Origin of the sequence: Amycolatopsis sp. A133 (genome assembly GCF_031082405.1) — a bacterium.
Classification (GTDB): Bacteria; Actinomycetota; Actinomycetes; order Mycobacteriales; family Pseudonocardiaceae; genus Amycolatopsis.
Genome location: NZ_JAVHJU010000051.1, coordinates 140455 through 159126, shown reverse-complemented (window position 1 = coordinate 159126; position 18672 = coordinate 140455). Strand labels below are relative to the sequence as shown.

General features: G+C 70.4%; 16 protein-coding genes. 6 read left to right on the top strand and 10 right to left on the bottom strand.

Features of this window, described 5'->3' with window-relative positions; genetic code table 11:
• Positions 1 to 4 precede the first annotated feature (4 nt).
• The gene (locus Q5425_RS30860; RefSeq protein WP_308675959.1) at positions 5 to 358 is read left to right on the top strand and encodes a cupin domain-containing protein; all 354 of its coding nucleotides are present in this window, start codon (positions 5 to 7) and stop codon (positions 356 to 358) included.
• Between the two features lie 189 nt (positions 359 to 547).
• On the opposite strand, the gene Q5425_RS30855 is transcribed toward Q5425_RS30860, so the two are convergent.
• The 3 genes from Q5425_RS30855 to Q5425_RS30845 all read right to left on the bottom strand — a co-directional run bounded on the left by Q5425_RS30855 (position 548) and on the right by Q5425_RS30845 (position 3845).
• Positions 548 to 1018, bottom strand: a complete 471-nt coding sequence (locus Q5425_RS30855) for a DUF6319 family protein (RefSeq protein WP_308675851.1) — start codon at positions 1016 to 1018, stop codon at positions 548 to 550.
• Positions 1019 to 1159: 141 nt separating this feature from the next.
• Positions 1160 to 3142 (bottom strand): acetate--CoA ligase, encoded by a 1983-nt coding sequence (gene acs, locus Q5425_RS30850; protein ID WP_308675850.1) that lies wholly within the window; start codon positions 3140 to 3142, stop codon positions 1160 to 1162.
• 100 nt (positions 3143 to 3242) lie between these two features.
• Positions 3243 to 3845: a GNAT family protein gene (locus tag Q5425_RS30845; protein ID WP_308675849.1), complete on the bottom strand. Its 603-nt coding sequence runs from the start codon at positions 3843 to 3845 to the stop codon at positions 3243 to 3245.
• Positions 3846 to 3957: 112 nt separating this feature from the next.
• Here Q5425_RS30845 and Q5425_RS30840 point away from each other — a divergent pair, with 112 nt between their 5' ends.
• The 3 genes from Q5425_RS30840 to Q5425_RS30830 all read left to right on the top strand — a co-directional run bounded on the left by Q5425_RS30840 (position 3958) and on the right by Q5425_RS30830 (position 5787).
• On the top strand, positions 3958 to 4455 hold the full coding sequence (locus Q5425_RS30840; RefSeq protein ID WP_308675848.1) for a phosphoribosyltransferase: 498 nt from the start codon (positions 3958 to 3960) through the stop codon (positions 4453 to 4455).
• Positions 4452 to 5174 carry an oxidoreductase gene (locus Q5425_RS30835; protein ID WP_308675847.1) on the top strand — a complete coding sequence of 241 codons (723 nt, stop codon included), beginning with the start codon at positions 4452 to 4454 and terminating at the stop codon, positions 5172 to 5174. The genes Q5425_RS30840 and Q5425_RS30835 overlap by 4 nt, the downstream gene beginning before the upstream one ends.
• Positions 5175 to 5256: 82 nt before the next feature.
• Positions 5257 to 5787 carry a hypothetical protein gene (locus tag Q5425_RS30830; RefSeq protein WP_308675846.1) on the top strand — a complete coding sequence of 177 codons (531 nt, stop codon included), beginning with the start codon at positions 5257 to 5259 and terminating at the stop codon, positions 5785 to 5787.
• Between the two features lie 22 nt (positions 5788 to 5809).
• Here the strand turns inward: Q5425_RS30830 and Q5425_RS30825 are convergent, their stop codons facing one another.
• The 7 genes from Q5425_RS30825 to Q5425_RS30795 form a co-directional block, all read right to left on the bottom strand.
• The gene (locus Q5425_RS30825; protein ID WP_308675958.1) at positions 5810 to 6901 is read right to left on the bottom strand and encodes a HoxN/HupN/NixA family nickel/cobalt transporter; all 1092 of its coding nucleotides are present in this window, start codon (positions 6899 to 6901) and stop codon (positions 5810 to 5812) included.
• 53 nt (positions 6902 to 6954) lie between these two features.
• Positions 6955 to 7884, bottom strand: a complete 930-nt coding sequence (locus Q5425_RS30820) for an N-acetylmuramic acid 6-phosphate etherase (protein ID WP_308675845.1) — start codon at positions 7882 to 7884, stop codon at positions 6955 to 6957.
• A 23-nt stretch (positions 7885 to 7907) separates the two neighbouring features.
• On the bottom strand, positions 7908 to 8882 hold the full coding sequence (locus tag Q5425_RS30815) for a MurR/RpiR family transcriptional regulator (protein ID WP_308675844.1): 975 nt from the start codon (positions 8880 to 8882) through the stop codon (positions 7908 to 7910).
• A 238-nt stretch (positions 8883 to 9120) separates the two neighbouring features.
• Positions 9121 to 10851, bottom strand: coding sequence for a serine hydrolase domain-containing protein (locus Q5425_RS30810; protein ID WP_308675957.1), 1731 nt, complete (start codon positions 10849 to 10851; stop codon positions 9121 to 9123).
• 47 nt (positions 10852 to 10898) lie between these two features.
• Positions 10899 to 12161, bottom strand: a complete 1263-nt coding sequence (locus tag Q5425_RS30805; RefSeq protein WP_308675843.1) for a DUF1343 domain-containing protein — start codon at positions 12159 to 12161, stop codon at positions 10899 to 10901.
• Positions 12158 to 13897, bottom strand: coding sequence for a glycoside hydrolase family 3 protein (locus Q5425_RS30800; RefSeq protein ID WP_308675956.1), 1740 nt, complete (start codon positions 13895 to 13897; stop codon positions 12158 to 12160). The genes Q5425_RS30805 and Q5425_RS30800 overlap by 4 nt, the downstream gene beginning before the upstream one ends.
• A gap of 794 nt (positions 13898 to 14691) precedes the next feature.
• A complete protein-coding gene (locus Q5425_RS30795; protein WP_308675842.1) occupies positions 14692 to 15522 on the bottom strand; it encodes an HAD family hydrolase in 831 nt (276 codons plus the stop codon).
• 623 nt (positions 15523 to 16145) lie between these two features.
• On the opposite strand from Q5425_RS30795, the gene ssd reads away from it, so the two are divergent.
• Together ssd and Q5425_RS30785 are read left to right on the top strand one after the other, a co-directional pair.
• Entirely contained in the window at positions 16146 to 17213 is a 1068-nt protein-coding gene (gene ssd / locus Q5425_RS30790) for a septum site-determining protein Ssd (RefSeq protein ID WP_308675841.1), read from the top strand.
• 298 nt (positions 17214 to 17511) lie between these two features.
• Positions 17512 to 18660, top strand: coding sequence for a TadA family conjugal transfer-associated ATPase (locus tag Q5425_RS30785; protein ID WP_308675840.1), 1149 nt, complete (start codon positions 17512 to 17514; stop codon positions 18658 to 18660).
• The last annotated feature ends 12 nt before the right edge of the window (positions 18661 to 18672 follow it).

Below are 18672 nucleotides of genomic sequence, written 5' to 3'. Positions count from 1 at the left end.
GGTCATGATGGGCGGCATGGAAGAACAGGTGTGGCAGCCGCTGCGCACGGTGGAGGGCCTCCCGCTGCACGGCGGCGAAGGCCGGTTCCGGCAGCTGGAGCGGGCCGCGAGTGGACTGGCGTACCTCATCCACTACCCGGCGGGCGTGGCGTCACCGACCCACGCGCACGACCACGACTCGATCGTCTACGTCCTGTCGGGGCGGTTGCGAGGAGCGGTGGACGGCGTGGAGGCCGTCCTCGAACCGGGTGACTCGGCGTTGCACCCCCGCGGGGTCGCGCACCACGTCGAGGCGCTGACGGACTCGATGTGGGTCGAGTTCAAGTCCCCGCTCCCGCAGCGTCCGCCGATCGCCTAGGCGCCCCAATGTGGCGTCCGCCGATCGCCTAGGCGCCCCAATGTGGCGTTCGGTGCGTCGAGCGCACCCAATGTGGCGTTCGGTGCGTTGAGCGCACCCAACGCCACATTGGGGCGCTTGGGACCTGCGGAAAGGCGGAAGCGCCCGGCCCCGCCAGTGCGGAATCGGGCGCTTCCCAGGAGTGAAGCCTCAGGCGTCCAGCTCGGCGAGGGCCTGCTTGGCCTTCTCGAGCTCGGCCTCCAGCGCCGCGACCTTCGCCGCCTGCGCCTCGCGGGCCTGGTTGATCACCTCGTCGATCGGGCCGGACAGGTCCGCGTGCAGCTCCTTGGCCGCGCGCGACACCGCCGCCGCGGGGATCTCCAGACCCTTCGCGACCCACTTCGAACCGTTCTTCAGCTCGGCCTGCCACTCGCCGTCGGCGGTGCCGGTGACCGTGAGGATCAGCTCGACCGTGCGGGTCTTCTTCGCCGTCGACGCCGTCGCACCCTTGGGGCGGCCGCGCTTGGGCTTGGGGGCCTCTTCCTCGTCGACCGGCGAAGCTTCGCCTTCCGAAGAGGGGGACGCGGACTCGGTGTCGGACACTTCGGCGGCGGGAACCTCCGGAGTCGAAGCCGGAGCCGAAGCCGTTTCCTCGTCGTGCGTCAGGACATCCACGGTCATCGTCGTGTCGTCTCCTTGCCCGGGAAGTGGGTGTGGTTCGCGGCACAGCGTAGAACATGCGTTCGAGTCGTGCCACACGGGGTGTCATGGCAGAGCCCTCCCGGCGCGAAGCCGGAAGGGCTCTGACGGGAGAACGCTAGCTCACTCCTCCGACTTGCCCGACTTCAGGCCCGACGAGATCAGGTCCATCACCGACGAGTCGGCCAGCGTGGTGACGTCCCCGACCTGCCGGTTCTCCGCCACATCCCGCAGCAGGCGGCGCATGATCTTGCCCGAACGCGTCTTCGGCAGCTCCGGCACGACCATGATCTGCCGCGGCTTCGCGATCGGCCCGATCTCCTTCGCGACGTGGTTGCGCAGCGCCTGGATGGCCTCTTCGCCGCCGTCGACGGCGTTGCCGCGCAAGATCACGAACGCCACGATGCCCTGGCCCGTCGTCGGGTCGGTCGCGCCGACCACCGCGGCCTCGGCCACCGTCGGGTGCGAGACCAGCGCCGACTCGACCTCGGTCGTCGAGATGCGGTGGCCGGAGACGTTCATGACGTCGTCGACGCGGCCCAGCAGCCAGACGTCGCCGTCGTTGTCGTACTTCGCGCCGTCGCCGGCGAAGTAGAAGCCCTGGTCCTTGAACCGTGACCAGTACGTGTCGCGGAAGCGCTCCTCGTCGCCCCAGACGCCACGCAGCATCGACGGCCACGGCTTGTCGAGCACCAGGTACCCGCCGCCGCCCGGGCCGACCTCGGCGCCCTGGTCGTCGACGACCTTCGCGGAGATGCCCGGCAGCGCCTTCTGCGCGGAGCCCGGCTTCGCGGAGGTGACGCCCGGCAGCGGCGAGATCATGATCGCGCCGGTCTCGGTCTGCCACCACGTGTCGACGACCGGCGCCGTGCCCGCGCCGATGTTCTCGCGGTACCAGATCCACGCCTCGGGGTTGATCGGCTCGCCGACCGAACCCAGCACCCGCAGCGACGACAGGTCGTACTTCTCCGGGATCTCCGCGCCCCACTTCATGAAGGTGCGGATCAGCGTCGGGGCCGTGTAGTAGAGGGAGACCTTGTACTTCTGGACGATCTCCCAGTGCCGCCCCTCGTGTGGGGTGTTCGGCGTGCCTTCGTAGACGACCTGCGTGACGCGGTTGGCGAGCGGGCCGTAGACGATGTAGCTGTGGCCGGTGATCCAGCCGATGTCGGCGGTGCACCAGTAGACGTCCTCGCCGGCCTTGTGGTCGAAGACGTTGTGGTGGGTGTACGCCGTCTGCGTCAGGTAGCCACCGGAGGTGTGCAGGATGCCCTTCGGCTTCCCCGTCGTGCCGGACGTGTAGAGGATGAAAAGCGGGTGCTCGCTGTCGAAAGCCTCCGGAGTGTGCTCTTCGGACTGTCCGTCGACGAGCTCGTGCCACCAGACGTCGCGAGAGTCCGTCCACGGCATTTCGCCTTCGAGCTTGTCGCCCGTGCGCTTCACGACGATGACCTTCTCGACGGTTTCGGCGCCTTCGAGCGCTTCGTCGACGTTGGCCTTCATCGGCGCGGCCTTGCCACGGCGGAACTGCCCGTCGGAGGTGATGACGACCTTCGCGGCGGCGTCGTCGACGCGGGCCCGCAGCGCCGTCGGCGAGAAGCCGCCGAAGACGACGTTGTGCAGCGCGCCGATCCGCGCGCACGCGAGCATCGCGAAGATGGCCTCGGGGACCATCTGCAGCTGGATCGCCACGACGTCGCCGGCGGTGACGCCGAGGGACGCGAGTGCGTTGGCGGCCTTGGAAACCTCGGTCTTCAGCTCGGCGTAGGTGATGTCCCGGGTGTCACCCGGCTCGCCGACCCAGTGGATCGCGACCTGGTCGCCGTGGCCGGACTCGACGTGCCGGTCGACGCAGTTGTAGGCGACGTTCAGCTTGCCGCCCACGAACCACTTCGCGAAGGGCGCATTGGTCCAGTCCAGTACCGTGGTCCACTTCGTGTCCCACGTGAGCCGCTCGGCCTGCTTCGCCCAGAACGCTTCGCGATCGGCGTCCGCCTCGGCGTACATCTCGGCCTTCGCGTTGGCCTGAGCAGCGAAATCATCGCTGGGCGGGAAGGTGCGGCTCTCGGTGAGCAGGTTGTCCAGGGCGGGGGACTGCTCGGTCATGGTTGCAAGGCCTCCTGTAGTGCGCCGAAACGACGGCTAGCGGCACGCTAGCGACGTTAGTCCGCCTTGTAAAAGGTTGCACCCACGATGCCCTGCCGGTTCACCGTGGCAGGCGAGCTCCGGTGACTAAGCGTTCGTTCAGCCGGGCCTTCGCGGCGGGCCACTCCGGCGCCAGCATCGAGTACGTGACGGTGTCGCGCGACGAGCCGTCCGGCCGGATCCGGTGCGCCCGCAGGATGCCTTCGCGAAGCGCGCCAAGTCGTTCGATGGCGCGTTGCGAGCGGAGGTTGCGGATGTCCGTCTCCCAGGAAACCCGTTGCGCGCCAAGGGTTTCGAAGGCGTGCGTGAGCAGGAGCAGCTTCGACTCGGTGTTCAGCCCGGTGCGCTGCCACTCCGCGCCGATCCACGTGTGCCCGATCGACAGGATCCGGTGCTTCTCGACGACCTGGTAGTACGACGTCGTCCCGGCGACGCGCCCGGATGCGGCGTCGATCTGCGCGAAGGGACGGCGGTCGGGGTCGGCGAGCGCCTGCTCGGCCATCCGCTCGGCGGCGGGGAGGTCCGCCGGCTGCCGGGTGCTCAGCCACGCCCAGATGCCCGGGTCGGTGCCGGCCTCGAACAGGCCCTTGGCGTGCTCGCGGGTCAGCGGTTCCAGGCGGACGTGCTCGCCGGCCAGGACCGGTCGTGTGTTCCAGTCGCTCACGCGATCACCGTAGTTCGGCCAGTGGCTGCTTCGGATAGCCAATTTCTGATCATCTTCAGAGGCCACTTGCCGGTTGCCTATGCTCGGCTGACCACGACGAAGGGCGGGTTCGATGGCCGAAGAGCGGGAAGAGCTGAGCTGGGAGCTGTTCGGCACGGCGAGCCGTGAACTGGCTCACACCATCGCCGAAGACGGCTTCGCGCCGGACCTCGTCCTCTCGATCGCGCGCGGTGGCCTCTTCGTCGCCGGCGCGCTCGGCTACGCGCTCGACGTCAAGAACCTGCACGTGATGAACGTCGAGTTCTACACCGGCGTCGACCAGCGCCTCGACCTGCCGGTGATGCTGCCGCCGGTGCCCAACGTCGTCGACCTCACGAGCAAGAAGGTGCTGATCGCCGACGACGTCGCCGACACCGGTGCCACGCTCAAGCTCGTCCGCGACTTCTGCCTCGACCACGTCGCCGAGGTGCGCTCGGCCGTCGTCTACGAGAAGCCGCACTCGACGGTGAAGTGCGAGTACGTCTGGCGGCACACCGACAAGTGGATCAACTTCCCGTGGTCGGTGCTGCCGCCCGTGGTCACCCGCGAAGGACAGGTGCTCGACGCATGACCGACCCGCTGAAGCCCCTGCTCGACCTCGAAGGCGTCGCGGCGGCGGCCAAGTCCGCGCAGGACGCCGTCTTCGCGGTGCACCGCCTCCCGGCGAACCTCCGCGGCGGCGCGGCGACGGCGGCGGAAGCGTCCGTGCGGGCCGCCCGCGCGTCGGCCGGCATCGAGGGCGCGAACCCCGAGCTGCCCGCCGGCGGCGCGGTCGACGACCCCGTCCTCGCCGGCGCGCTGCGCGTCGCGGAGACGCTGGAATCCCTGCTGCCGACGTGGCGCCGCGCGCCGATGCAGGCGTTGGCGCGGCTGCACGTCCTGGCCGCGGCGGATCTCGTCGGCGACGCGGACGCGCTGGGCCGCCCGCATTCCGGCGGCGGCCGCCTGGAGATGCTGGCCCAGCTGGTGACCGGAGCAACGTCGGTGCCGGGCCCGGTGCTGACGGCCGTCGTGCACGGCGAACTGCTGGCGCTCAAGCCGTTCGGGAGCGCGGACGGCGTCGTCGCACGCGCGGCCGCCCGGCTCACGATGGTCGCGACGGGCCTCGACCCGAAGTCCTTGAGCGTGCCCGAAGTGGCGTTCTTCCGCCGGGTGCCGAAGTACCTGGAAGCCGCCGAAGGATTCGCGAGCGGGACACCGGAGGGCGTACGCGCGTGGCTGCTCTTCTGCTGCGAAGCGTTCGAATCCGGTGCGCGCGAAGCGAAGAGCATTTCGGACGCGGCTTCCTGATACCGCAACGGCGGTAGTCGGCACGTCCTCCTTCGTGGTCTATTGCGAAGGTCGTGAGTGTCGGGTAGGAGGGTGGACTGCCATGAGCCGGCTGCGCAGGTGCGGTGCGTTCCTGGGAACACTGCTCGCCGCGGCGGGCAGCGTGCCGGCGTCCGCGGGAGCGGCGCACGCCGAGGCGGCCGTCCAGACCTGTGCCGGCACCTGGGCGGTCACCTACGACCCACCCATCACCAACACACCCCGGCTCGTGGCCGGTGTCCTCACCGGAACCTTCCCCCTCTGCACCGACCCACAGGCTTTCACCGCGTCCTACACGCAGGTGTTCACCGACGTGGTTTCCTGCACAACGCTGCTGAATGCCGGGTCGACGTCCCGCACGTACGTGTGGGGCAATCCGCTGGCCGCGCCGACCACTTTCACGTACAACTTCACGACCACGGTGGTCGCCGGGCAGGTGGTGGTCACCAACACGGGGGTGATCACGGCTGGGCGGTACACGCCGGGCAGCGCGGTCCAGGTGGCCACGCTCGTGACGCCGAACGCCCTCGCGTGCGCCGGGTCGGGTGTCGGGAGCCTCACCGGCCCGACGACACTCACCATTTACGCGCCATGAGCGCAGTAGCGAGCGGAGCTTCTCAACCGCTCAGCTTCGCCGACCACTTCTCTTCGATCCGCCCGAACCGCCACACCGCCAGCGCGACAACCCACGTCAGCACGAACAGCCCGACGATCCCGAAGCCGACGTAGTCCAGGTCGACCGAAGCGATCGCGGCCAGCGGCCCGCTGGTGATGTCCAGCTTGTCGACGAGGATCGACACCAGCTCGATGGTCCCGATGAGCAGCGCCACCGCGACCGACAACGCGGTCACCGTGATGTTGTAGAAGATCTTGCGCACCGGCTTCGCGAACGCCCAGCCGTACGCGAGGTTCATGAAACAGCCGTCCACGGTGTCGAACAGGGTCATGCCGGCGGCGAACAGGACCGGCAGCACGAGGATCGCGTACCACGGCAGCGCGAACGTCGCGGCGCCCGCGGCCAGCACGAGCAGCCCGATTTCGGTCGCGGTGTCGAAGCCCAGCCCGAACAGCAGCCCGACCGGGTAGATGTGCCACGGCTTGCGCACGGCCTTCGTCGCGCCGCGCAGCAGCCGGTTGAGCACGCCGCGGTTGTCCAGCTGGCGTTCGAGCGCGGCTTCGTCGAAGTCGCCGCGGCGCATCCGCCGGAACACGCGCAGGATCCCGACGAGCACGACCAGGTTCAGGATCGCGATCACGTACAGGAATACGCCGGACACCGACGTCCCGATCACGCCGGTGGCCTGGTGCAACCCCGACGAGTCGTTCTCGACCTGCCCGGCCAGCGCGCGGACGCCTGCCGACAGCAGCAGGCACAGCACGAAGACGATCGTCGAGTGCCCGAGCGAGAACCAGAACCCGACCGACAGCGGCCGCCGCCCGTCCGCCATCAGCTTGCGGGTGGTGTTGTCGATCGCGGCGATGTGGTCGGCGTCGAAGGCGTGCCGCATGCCGAGCGTGAAGGCGGTGACGCCCAGCCCGATCCCGAACACGCCGGACGTGCCCAGCGCGTAGTGGTGCGGCGCGACGAACGCCGTGAGCACGCCCCAGCCCACGACGTTCAGCAGCAGGATGAACCCGGTCATCCCGCCGATCGACCACCACTCGCGACGCGAAAGCCCGCGTCGCGAGTCCTCTGCCGTGCCCGCCATCGCCCACCCGCCTTCCCTCATCTGAGAGGTTAGGCAGATGAACAGATGAAGGTCTAGCTCGCGCGCACCCTCAAAGTGTCCAGCGCCTTGCGCACGTGCCCGCCGGACGCGTGCAGCGCCTTCGACGCGCTCTTGACGTCTTCCCCGGAGAGCAGGTGCACCAGCGCCACCTTGAGGTCGCCCCCGGCCTCGGTGAGCGCGTCCGAGCAGTCCGCCATCGTCATGCCGGTGGCTTCCTGCAGGATCCGGATCGTCCGGCCGCGCAGCTTCGCGTTGGTGGCCCGCATGCTGACCATCAGGTTCGAGTAGGTCCGGCCCAGCTTGATCATCGTCGCGGTGGAGAACGACGTGAGGATCATCTTCTGCGCCGTGCCCGCCTTCATCCGGGTCGAGCCGGCGATCACCTCCGGGCCGGTGTCGACGGCGATGAGCACGTCCACCCCGGCCGGCTTCGCGGCCTTGGCGTTGCCCGAGACCAGCCCGGTCCGGGCTCCCTGGCGCGCCGCCGCGGCCAGCGCACCCAGCACGTACGGCGTCCGGCCCGACGCCGTCAGCCCCAGCACGAAGTCGCCCGGCTGCACCATCGCGGCCATCTCGGCGGCACCCGCCGCCGAGTCGTCCTCCGCGTTTTCGACGGCCTGGCGCAGCGCGCGCTCGCCGCCGGCGTGGTGCGCGATGAACCAGTCGCCCGGCACGTTGAACGTCGGCACCAGCTCGGCCGCGTCCAGGGTGGCCAGCCGCCCGGACGTACCCGCGCCGACGTAGTGCACCCGGCCTCCGCCCCGGATGGCGTCCACCGCGTAGTCCACCGCGTGCGCCACCTGGGGCAGCACCGCGGCCACGGCACCGGGGACCGTGCGGTCCTCGGCGTTGATCGCGCCCAGGATCCCCGCGGTGGACATCAGGTCGATGTCCTTGGTGCGGAGATTGCGGGTCTCGGTCGGCGAATCGACGTGCACCGCCTGCACGGGGACGGTCATCATGCGCCTCACATTTTCTCCGGTCATTACTTGCCGGTTTCCCGCGGACGGCGACGACCGTCCGGCCTGACCCCCAAGCGGTGCGATCCGACTGCGTCCCTCGTCGCGTCCAGTGCGTTGACCGAGGCGTCCATGTGCCGCTGAGCGACCCCGATGAACAGGCAGTCGATGACGGTGAGCTGGGCGATGCGGCTGGCCGTGGCGCCCGAACGGAAGGTGGTTTCCCGGGCCGCGGTCGTCAAAACGTGGTCGGAGACCTCGGTGATCGGGGAGCGCGGGAAGTTCGTCACGGCGATGGTGCTCGCGCCGTGCTCGCGCGCCACGCGCAGTGCCTCGACGGTGTCGGTGGTCGCGCCGGTGTGCGAGACGCCGATCGCGACGTCACCGGGGCTCAGCACCGCAGCCGAGGTGAGCATGATGTGCGTGTCCGACCAGGCGAAGCACACGCGGCCGATGCGGTGCAGCTTCTGCTGCAGGTCCGCGGCGACGAACGCGCTGGCGCCCACGCCGTAGACGTCCACCCGCCCGGCGTTCGCGACGACCTGGATCACCTGCTCCAGCGTGGCGACGTCGAGCTGGTCCGCCGTTTCCTCGACGGCCCGCGCGTCGGCGAAGCTGACCTTGCCGATCACGGCGGCCAGGTCGTCCTCCGGGCCGATCTCGCCGCCGAGGTTGCGCGTGGTCCGCGCCTCGGTGCGCGCGGTGTCCGCGGCCAGCGCGATGCGCAGCTGCGGGTACCCGCCGACCCCGACGGCCTTGCAGAACCGGGTCACCGTGGTCTCGCTCGTGTTGGCGGCCAGTGCCACCTCGGTGATGCTGCGCCGCGCGACGTGCGCGGGGTCTTCCAGCACCACCTTGGCCACGCGCTGCTCGGCGCGGGCCAGGCCGGGGAGCAGGGACCGGATCCGCACCAGCGGACTGGAGTCGGCGTCTCGCACGGCCGTCTGGACCGATACGGGCTCGGACGGTGCCGTGCCGACTACGGATTCGGTATCACTCATCGTCGGAAAGTTACTAACCGTTGGCATTTGCGACAAGGCTACTCACACCCTTCGGTACGATCGCAACCCGTCCGTGTCTGCGGATCTCGATTTGCGATTAATCGTTGACCAGAAAGTCGCCAACAGGGTCGACCTTGTTAACGAGGTCAAGCTAACGACTTGGCAACTTAGTGTCGCGGTGCAAGCGGCAAGGGGACGGTAAATTCCGCCGGGTGGTCGACAGTCGGCGACGGACTCGTCACCGAGAGCTCAACTGCCAACCCTCTGCGACGAAGACGGCGGGGTTTCGTTCACCGTCGAGGAGCGATCGGCCGCGCTCGGTGACTTTCACACCGTCCACCGAAACTCCCCGGCCCGTGTAACTCGGGTCGGTGCTGTAACGCCAGCGCAGGCTGACCGAGGCGCCCTGCGGCAGCGTGCCGACCGCCTTCCACCAGGCGCGGTGTCCGTGTCCGGAGAGCGACGTCACGGTTCCGGAGGGTGCGCCCGGGCCCGAGACCGACAGCTCGATCGGTTGCCAGTTCACGCCGTCGGTGCTGGCCTGCAGCTGAAGTGGATCACTGCTGCCTTCGGTATCCACGAAAGCGGAGAACGAGACGCGCGCTTGATCACTATGCGTGGTGAACGGGCAGGTGCTCAGCGTGGCGACGCCGGCGTTACCCAGCGTGCTCGTCCACGCGTCCTTCCCGGCGACCGGCCGCACGGCCATGGCCCTGGCCAGTGACGTCGCCCACACCTGGCGGGCGGTGTTGATCGAGCCCCAGTTCCGGGTCGGGTGCACGCGGTTGGTCAGCAGGATCGCGAACGACCGCGACTGGAGGTCGATGACCAGCGTCGTTCCGGTGTAGCCGGTGTGCCCGGCGCTGATCGGCGACGCCAGCGCGCCCATGTACCAGGGCTGGTCGAGCTCGAAGCCGAGGCCGTGCGCGTCGTCCGGGAACTGCTGGTTGTAGTTCGTGAGCATCTGCCGGACGGTGTCCGGGCGCAGGATCCGGTGACCGCGGTAGCTGCCGCCGTTGAGGATCGTCTGGGCGAGGGCGGCCATGTCGCTCGCGGTGCTGAACACGCCGGCGTGCCCGGCGACACCGCCGAGCGACCACGCGTTCTCGTCGTGCACGCTGCCGCGCACCATCCCGCGCGGCGGGTTCGCTTCGAACTCCGTCGCGGCGATCCGGTCCAGCTTCGCCGCGGGCGGGTTGTAACCGGTGTCGGCCATGCCGAGCGGCGCGGTGATCCGGTCGTGGACGACCTTGTCGAGGGACTGCCCCGTCAGCTTCTCGACGATGAAGCCCAGCGTCAGGAGGTTGATGTCCGAGTAGAGGTACGTCGTCCCCGGCTTGTTCTTCAGCGGGCTGTCGAGCACCGCCTGCCGCCGCGACGGGACGTCCGGGTAGCCCGCCCACAGCGACGGGATCGGGTCGGCGTCGAACCCGGAGGTGTGCGTGAGCAGCATCTTGACCGTGATGGCGGCCTTGTCGCCGGTGGCGAACTCCGGGAAGAACCGGCTCACCGGGGTGTCGATGGTGAACTGCCCGCTTTCGACCAGCTGGAGCACGGCGATCGAGGTGAACAGCTTCGAGATCGAAGCCATGTCGAAGATCGTGTCGTTGCGCATCGGGACCTGCTGGTCCGCGGGCAGCTCGGTGCCCTTCGCGTCGGCGTACCGCAGCGCGCCGCCGACCGCGTACCGGTCGACGACCACGCCGTCGTGCGCGAGCAGGCCGACCGCCCCGGAGAAGTGCGGGTGCCCGGTGGCGTCCGGCTTCGTCCAGCTCGCCAGGAAGTCCTCCGCCGCCTTGATCGGCGCGGGGTCGAGGTTGACGTCACCCGGGCGGCCGTCACGCAGGGTCGTCCACGCCGGGGCGAACCCGTGCTGCGGCCGGTCGAAGCGGCCGGCCGCCGGATCGTGGCTGGTGATGGTGCTGGCTCCCGAGTCCGACACGGTCAACGTGGCCAGTGCGACCAGCATTCCGGTGGCCGCGACGAGGACCTTCCTAGCACGCATGAGTCTCCCCCTCAGCGATAAAGCAGGTAGTGGCGGCGTCTCCGGTCGAACTCGGCCAGCTCGGCCCGCCAGGCGCCGATGACGTCGTCGACGCCCGCGCCGGCGTCGATCGTGGTCCGGAGCCGGTCGGACCCGGAGAGCTTGTCGATGTAGTTGTCGGGGCGCCAGGCGAAGACGTCCGGGTGCAGGGCCTTCGCCGAGACGAGCATGGCGACCGCGGTCCGGATCGCGTCGAAGGCCCGCGGGTCGTCGACGCTCAGCTGCACGCCCCCGCACGGCTGGTTGACGAACTTGCCGAAGGTGGGGACGAAGTAGGCCTCGCGGAACCGGGCCCCGGGCAGGGCGAGGTCCTCGAGCCGCTCGCGCCAGCGCCAGTCGAGGCCGGGGGCGCCGATGATCTCGAACGGCCTGGTCGTGCCCCGGCCCTCGGAGAACACCGTGCCCTCGAACATCCCGGTGCCCGGGTAGACGAGCGCCGTGTCCGGCGTCGGCATGTTCGGGCTCGGCAGCACCCAGTTCAGCCCGGTCCGCGCGAAGAGCGTGTCGCGCTGCCAGCCCCGCACCTGGACGACGTCGAGGTGCTCGAGCCGCACGCCGTCGCCGGGCAGGAACTCCCCGGCGAAGAAGCGCGCGAGCTCGCCGACGGTCATGCCGTGCTGCTGCGCGATCGGCTTCCGCCCGATCCCGGAGGCGAACTTCGGGTCGAGCACCGGCCCGGCCGCCCGGCCGCCGAGCGGGTTCGGCCGGTCGAGCACGACGAGGGCCGCGTTCGTCTTCGCGGCGGCCACCATCGCGGTGTAGAGCGACCAGATGTAGGTGTAGAAGCGTGCGCCGACGTCGGCGATGTCGAAGACGACCGTGTCGACGCCCGCCTTGGTGAACAGCGAAGCGAGCTTCGTCGCGTCGGCGCCGTACGCGTCGTACACCGGTACGCCGGTGCGGGGGTCCGTGTAGTCGCCCTCGGACCCGCCGGCCTGTGCGCTGCCGCGGAAGCCGTGTTCGGGCCCGAAGGCCGCCACCGGTTTCACCCCGGCCGCGACCATCGAGTCGACGATGTGGTCCCCGTTCAGCAGGACGCCGGTCGGGTTCGACAGCACGCCGAGCTTGCGGCCCTTCAAGGCCCGCCAGCCCTGCGCGGCCAGCTGCTCGGCGCCGGTGAGGACGCGGCCCGGGTGGGCGGTTTCGGGTTGGGCCCCGGCGACGGCGGAGCCGCCCGCCATCGCCGGGACGGCGAGTGCGCTCGCGCCGAGGAAGTGACGCCGGTTGAGGTTCACCAGGTCAACCCGTGGCCGAACGGGTACTTCACGGTCTGCGTGTCGGCCCCCGCCGGGATGTCGACCGGCAGCTTCCCGACCGGCTTCGTCTCGCCGAGGATCACCTTGGCCAGCGCCTCGAGCGTCGGCGTGATGTAGCCGTAGGTGGCCAGCCAGGTCCGCACGGTCGTCGGGTAGCCGGCGTCGTACGGGATCTGCGCGGCGACCGCGACGACCGGTTTCCCGGTGGCCTGCAGGGCGTCGAGCAGCTTGGTTTGCCTGGGGTAGGTGGCGATGTTGTTGGTCAGCACGACAACGAGGTCGGCGCTCCCGGCGTTCGTGACCGCCTGCGCGATCTGGGCGTCCGTCGGGGTTTGGCCGGTTTGGTAGGCCGTCGCGGCCGTGCCGTGCGCGGTCAGCTTCTGCGCGAGGTCCGTCGTCGTGGCGACGCCCCAGCCGGTGACGAGCGCCGTCGCGGGCTTCTGCTTCAGCGGCAGGAGACCGGCGTCGTTCGCGATGGCCGTGATGCCCCGGTCGGCGATGTCCTGCGCGGTCGCGAGGCTCGACGGGGTGCCGACGGTCTTCATGACCTTGCCGGGGTCGACGAACGGCGAGAACAGGATGCCGCGCAGGAACTTCAGCTTCAGCACGCGCAGCACGCTCTGGTCGATCCGCCGCATCGGGAGGTCGCCGGACTTGACCGCGCTGAGCACGGAGTTGATCGCCAGGTCGAGGTGCACCGGCATGAGCAGCTGGTCGACACCGGCCTTGAGGGCGAGCACCGGGATCTCGGCGTCGGTGTGCAGCTTGCGCACGCCCTCCATCTCGAGGGAGTCGGTGATCACAACGCCGTTGTAGCCGAGTTCGTTGCGCAGCCGGTCGGTGATGATCGGCTTCGACAGCGTCGCGGGTTCGAGCGACGGGTCGAGGCTGGGGAACTGGATGTGCGCGCTCATGATCGAGTCGACGCCGGCCGCGATCGCGGCCTTGAACGGCGGCACGTCGGTGGCCCGCCACTGCGCCTCGGTGTTGTCGATCCGCGGCAGCCCGGTGTGGCTGTCGGTCGGCGCGGCGCCGTGCCCGGGGAAGTGCTTGGCGGTCGCCGCCACGGACCTCTCGAAGCCCTTGACCTCGGCCGTGACGAAGTCGCTGGCCAGGCCGGGCTGTCCGGAGAACGACCGGACGCCGATGACCGGGTTGACGGGGTTGGAGTTGACGTCCGCGTCGGGCGCGAAGTCCTGGTTGATGCCGACGGCCCGCAGTTCGCGGCCGAGGATGGTCGCGGCCTGCGTCGCGCGGCCGGTGTCCCGCCCGGCGGAGATGGCCATGGCGTTCGGGAACTCGGTCGCCGGCGCGCCCATCCGGGTGACGGTGCCACCCTCCTGATCGGCGGCGATCTGCAGCGGGATGTGCGCCCCGCTCGTGACGGCGGCCTGCTGGAGGCCGTTGGACAGCTTCGCGACCTGCACGGGGTCGTCGAAGTTGTCGCGGGTGGCGTTGTTGAAGTAGATGACGCCGCCGAGGTGGTACTTCGCGATCACCTGCGCCGGGGTGTCGACGCCGAAGTCGGTCTGGTTCTTGGGGTTGACCTCGTCGGCCGTCTTGCCGTTCACCCAGGTGACGAAGAGCTGCCCGACCTTCTGCTCGAGCGTCAGCCCGCGCAGGGCCGCCGTCGCCGCGGCCTCGGCCTGTGCGCCGGCGCTCACCCGCGGCGCACTCGCCGCGGTCGCGACACCCACACCGGTGAGGGCGAGCACCCCCGCGACGGGCAGGGCGAGCGCATGGAACCTCCGATTTCGGGTCGTCAAGACCAGCCTCCCAGAAGTCGCGGGCGCCGGTGGGACGTGAGAAGTCCACTCGGAGGCGCCAGTATCGGGAAGCTACTCACCGAATCCGGCGCTGTCCATCGACCGACCGCACGAACGGCCCAGTCGTACCCGGATCGGTAGGAAAGTCCCCGTCCGCAAGCTGCAGACAGGTCCAAACGGGTAGACAAGTCCCGCCCCGCTCACGCGAGTTCCGCCCCCGCTCACGCGAGTTCCGAGTTCGATCACGTGTGATGCCCCGCCAGTCACGCATGATGCCCCGCCAGTCACGCGAGATGCCCCAAATCCTCCACCTCGTGCATGTCCGCCGGCGCGGACCGTCCCCCACATAGACGAGGCGGCGCCCGTGGCCTAAGCCACGGGCGCCGCCTGCAAGCGCGAACTTCTCGGGCGACCAAGCGTGCAACTCTGGTCGTACCTACATGGACTCGGCGTGTGGCGTCCCACTACGCAGTCCCTAGACGACGAGCCTCCCGCGGCGCGCTGCGCGTGGGTACCCGGAGTCCGCGCACGGAGGTTTGCCGGGGTGGAACAGGCTTCTCTTCTACCTGTTCCCTGGCCGACCGAACGTCCGCACCTACTTTCTACGCCGTGAGCCCGGTCACTTCAAGTGCGCGGACGGGTGCACCGGTACAGAGGCTGGATCGGGTGACATCGGCACCCTCCGCGACGGACAATTCGAGGCTGGGCCAAGCAAAGTACCGGCCGTACGGCCGTGTGGGTGGTCACCGGGACCGGCGGCGACGGCTGAGGCCGTACCAAGTCGCACCGGCGGCCATCGCGCCGACACCGAGCGCCACCATTCCGGCCGAGCGCGTCGGGATCCGGGTGCGCAGCGACATCGGCCGGTCGAAGGCCAGGATCGGCCAGCCGCGCTCGAGCGCCTCGCGCCGCAGGAGCTTGTCCGGGTTGACCGCGTGCGGGTGCCCGACGACCTCGAGCAGCGGGATGTCGGTGCTCGAGTCGGTGTAGGCGAAGCACTCGGCGAGGTCGTAGCCGTGGGTCGCGGCGAGCTGCTTCGCGGCGACGGCTTTGTTGGCGCCGTAGCAGTAGAAGTCGACTTCGCCGGAGTAGCGGCCGTCGACGATCTGCATCCGCGTGGCGACGCTCCGGGTGGCGCCGAGCATCTCGGCGACCGGCGCGACGACCTCTTCGCCGGTCGCCGACAGCACGATCACGTCGTGCCCGTCCTCGCGGTGGCGCGCGATCAGCTCCGCCGCCTCCGCGTACACGAGCGGGTCGACGACGTCGTGCAGCGTCTCGCGCACGATCGCCGAAACCTGGGCGACGTCCCAGCCGGCGCACAGCGCGGAAACCTCGGCGCGCAGCCGCTCGGTTTTGTTCTCGTCGGCCCCGGAGAGCGAGAACACCAGCTGCGCGTAAGCACTGCGCAACGCGGCGCGACGGTTGATCAGTCCTTCTTTCAGGAGGGGCTTGCTGAACGCCAGCGCGCTCGACGAAGCGATGATCGTCTTGTCCAGGTCGAAGAACGCGGCCACCGCGTGCTCCGGGCCCGGCTTCCGGATGCGCGACGGCGCGCTGCTCGGTTCGGCCACCTGCCCAGGATAGGAGCTTGATCGAGGCGCGTCCCGTTGATCCACCACAAGCGGGTCGCGGCGGGCGGAAAATCCATGACAGGCAGGCACTTCGGGCGCGCTGTGCCGTTACCGAACTGTGTGCCTCGCCCGGTGCGCGAACCGGCGCCGGGCGGAGTTACAGTGATGGAGCCCGGTGTCCAACCGGGCCGGTTCAGTCCGACCCCCCGGGGCTGAACCCACGGCGGCCCCCGTCCCTCCCCCCTGGCGGGGGCCGCCCTCTTACCTTCCGTTTGCCTTCCGGGTTCCCTTTGCCCTGAACGGATCCCGGTTCTCTCCCGCCTTCTTGCCTTCCGTTTACCTTCGTCGATTTCCGGTGTGCCGGGAATCGCACTTCGCGACGCGAGCGGAATCTTGGCGTGCGGATATCCGTGCCCATTTCTCCCGCAGATGCGCCACGGCGGCCGCGATCCTGCCACGCCCCACCGGCAGAACCGGCCCGCGAGCCGGCCCCGAGCGGAAGTTGTCCACAACACCCCGGTTGTCCACAGCCGGCCGCCCACCCCGTTGTGCCGCCCCGTCCCCGCCCGCGACGGTGGAAGCCGGGCCACCCAAGGCCCGCACCGACGACGGGGGAGGAACGCATGACGGGGGAACGACCGCTGGTGGTCGCCGTGGACGAAACCGTGCTCGACGAGATTCTGCGCGTGGCCGCGGTGGCGGGCTGCGAACTCGACCGGGCACCGGACCTGACGGCGGCGAGCGGGCACTGGGCCCGCGCACCACTGGTGGTCCTCGACGAAGAAGCCGCCCGGCTGCCGCCGGCATGGCCCAGACGCCGCGGGGTCCTCCTGGTCTGCAAGGGCAGCCCGGGACCGGAGACGTGGGAGCACGCGTTCCGCGTCGGCGCCGAGCGCGTGATCTCGTTGCCCGACGAGGAGACCGCGCTCGCCGGCGCGTTCGCCGACGTCGTCGAAACACCGGCGGAGCAACCCGGCCTGGTGCTCGGCGTGGTCGGCGGCCGGGGTGGCGGTGGCGCATCCGTGTTCGCCGCGATGCTCGCGCTGGTGGCCGACCGCGACCCGGGCGGCGCACTCCTGCTGGACTGCGATCCGCTGGGCGGCGGCCAGGATGTGTTGGTCGGCTTGGAAAAGACGCCCGGAGCACGCTGGCCGGACGTGCAGCTGAGCGGCCGCGTGTCGGTGTCGTCGCTGGCCGCGAAGCTCCCGCAGCGAAGGCACGGCGGCGGCAGCCTCCCGGTGCTGGCGTGCGGGCGCGAGGGTGAGGGCCCGACGGTCGAATCGCTGTCGGCGATCCTTTCGGCCGGTCGCCGAGCGGGCCGCACGGTGGTGTGCGACCTCCCGCGCACGCTCGGCGAAGCGGCCGAGGAAGCGGTCACGAGGGCCGATCTGGTGGTGCTGGTGGTGCCACTGGAGATCCGAGCGTGCGTGGCGGCGAAGAAGGTACTCAGGCTCTTGTCGAACCGGACGGCCCGCATCGGCCTGGTCACATGTGGACGGTCGAAGAGCCCAGTGGTCGAGATGGCCGCACTCCTCGGCCCCCGCATCCTGACGGCAATGCTCCCGGAGCGCGGCCTGTGGCGATCGGTGGAGCGCGGCGAGTTCCCGGCCAGAGCGACCGGCCCCTTGGCCAAGGCAGCAGAAGAGGTCTTGAAGGCGGCCCGCGCCGAAGCCCGGGCGGCCGCCCGATGAACGGCCCCGCGGAAGTCCGCCCCACGGGCGCCCCGACCAGAGTGGCGGAGCTCCTGCTGCCCACGGTGGTCCTTTTGTTGACGCGTGGCCCGGCAAGCGCGGAGAGCTTCTCGAGGGTGCTGCCATCCCGGCCACCACAGCGAGAGCAGCACGCGTGTTGGTCACCGGGCACCCGCGTAACCGCTTCCGAGGGCGCCCGACCGCATCCGAAGCCACGCTCGTGCCCATCACCGGGCACCCGCGTAACCGCCCTCCGCAGCAACCCACGGCCCACGCATCAAGCAAGGCGGGTGAACCCATGACCACCGACTTCGTCGACCGCGTCCGCAACCGCCTCGCCGGCGACCGCCGCCAGGCCGACCCGGTCGCCGTCGCCACCGCGGTCCGCGCCGAAGCGGGCGGCGTCCTCGGCCACGACGCTGCCCTCGACGCCGCCCGCCAAGCCCGCGACGAGTTCGTCGGCGCCGGCCCGCTGGCCCCGCTCCTCGACGATCCGGCGACCACCGACGTGCTCGTCACCGGCCCGGAAGAGGTCTGGACCGACGGCCCCGACGGCCTCGTCCGCACCGGCATCACCTTCACCGGCGAAGAATCCGTCCGCCGCTTGGCCCAGCGCCTCGCCCTCGCGGCGGGACGGCGCCTCGACGACGCGCAGCCCTACGTCGACGGCTGGCTCCCCGGATCCGGCCCCCACGGCCGGATCCGCGTGCACGCCGTCCTCCCGCCGATCGCGGCCGCCGGCACCTGCCTGTCCCTCCGCGTCCTGCGCCCGGCGACGCACGACCTCGCCACCCTCGGCGAACTCGGCGCGTTCGACGAAGCCGGCGCGAAGCTGCTCCGGACCGTCGTCTCGCGGCGGATGGCCTTCCTCGTCACCGGTGGCACGGGCGCGGGCAAGACCACGCTCCTGGCCGCGCTGCTCGGCGCGGTCGACCCCGGCGAACGGATCGTCTGCGTCGAGGACGCCGGCGAACTGCAGCCCGCGCACCCGCAGTTCGTCGGCCTCGTCGCCCGTCCGGCCAATGTGGAGGGTGCGGGCGCGGTCGGCCTGCCCGAGCTGGTGCGCCAAGCGCTGCGCATGCGTCCCGACCGCCTGGTGGTCGGCGAGGTCCGCGGCGCGGAGGTCGGCGCACTGCTCACCGCGCTGAACACCGGCCACGACGGCGGCGCCTGCACCGTCCACGCCAACTCCCCGGCCGAAGTGCCCGCCCGCATCGAGGCACTGGCCGCTCTCGGCGGTCTTGGCCGCGATGCCGTGCACAGCCAGCTCGTCGCCGCGATCCGCGTGGTGTTGCACATGCGGCGTGAACCAGGCGGACGGCGGCGGCTCGCCGAAGTCGGCGTGCTCCGCGCCGAACACGGCCGCGCCCGGGTCGTGCCGGTGTGGCGCGCCGGCCGGTGGACGGTCGATCGGCACCTGTTCGCGACATCGGGGGCGATCGCGTGAACCCGCGCGCTC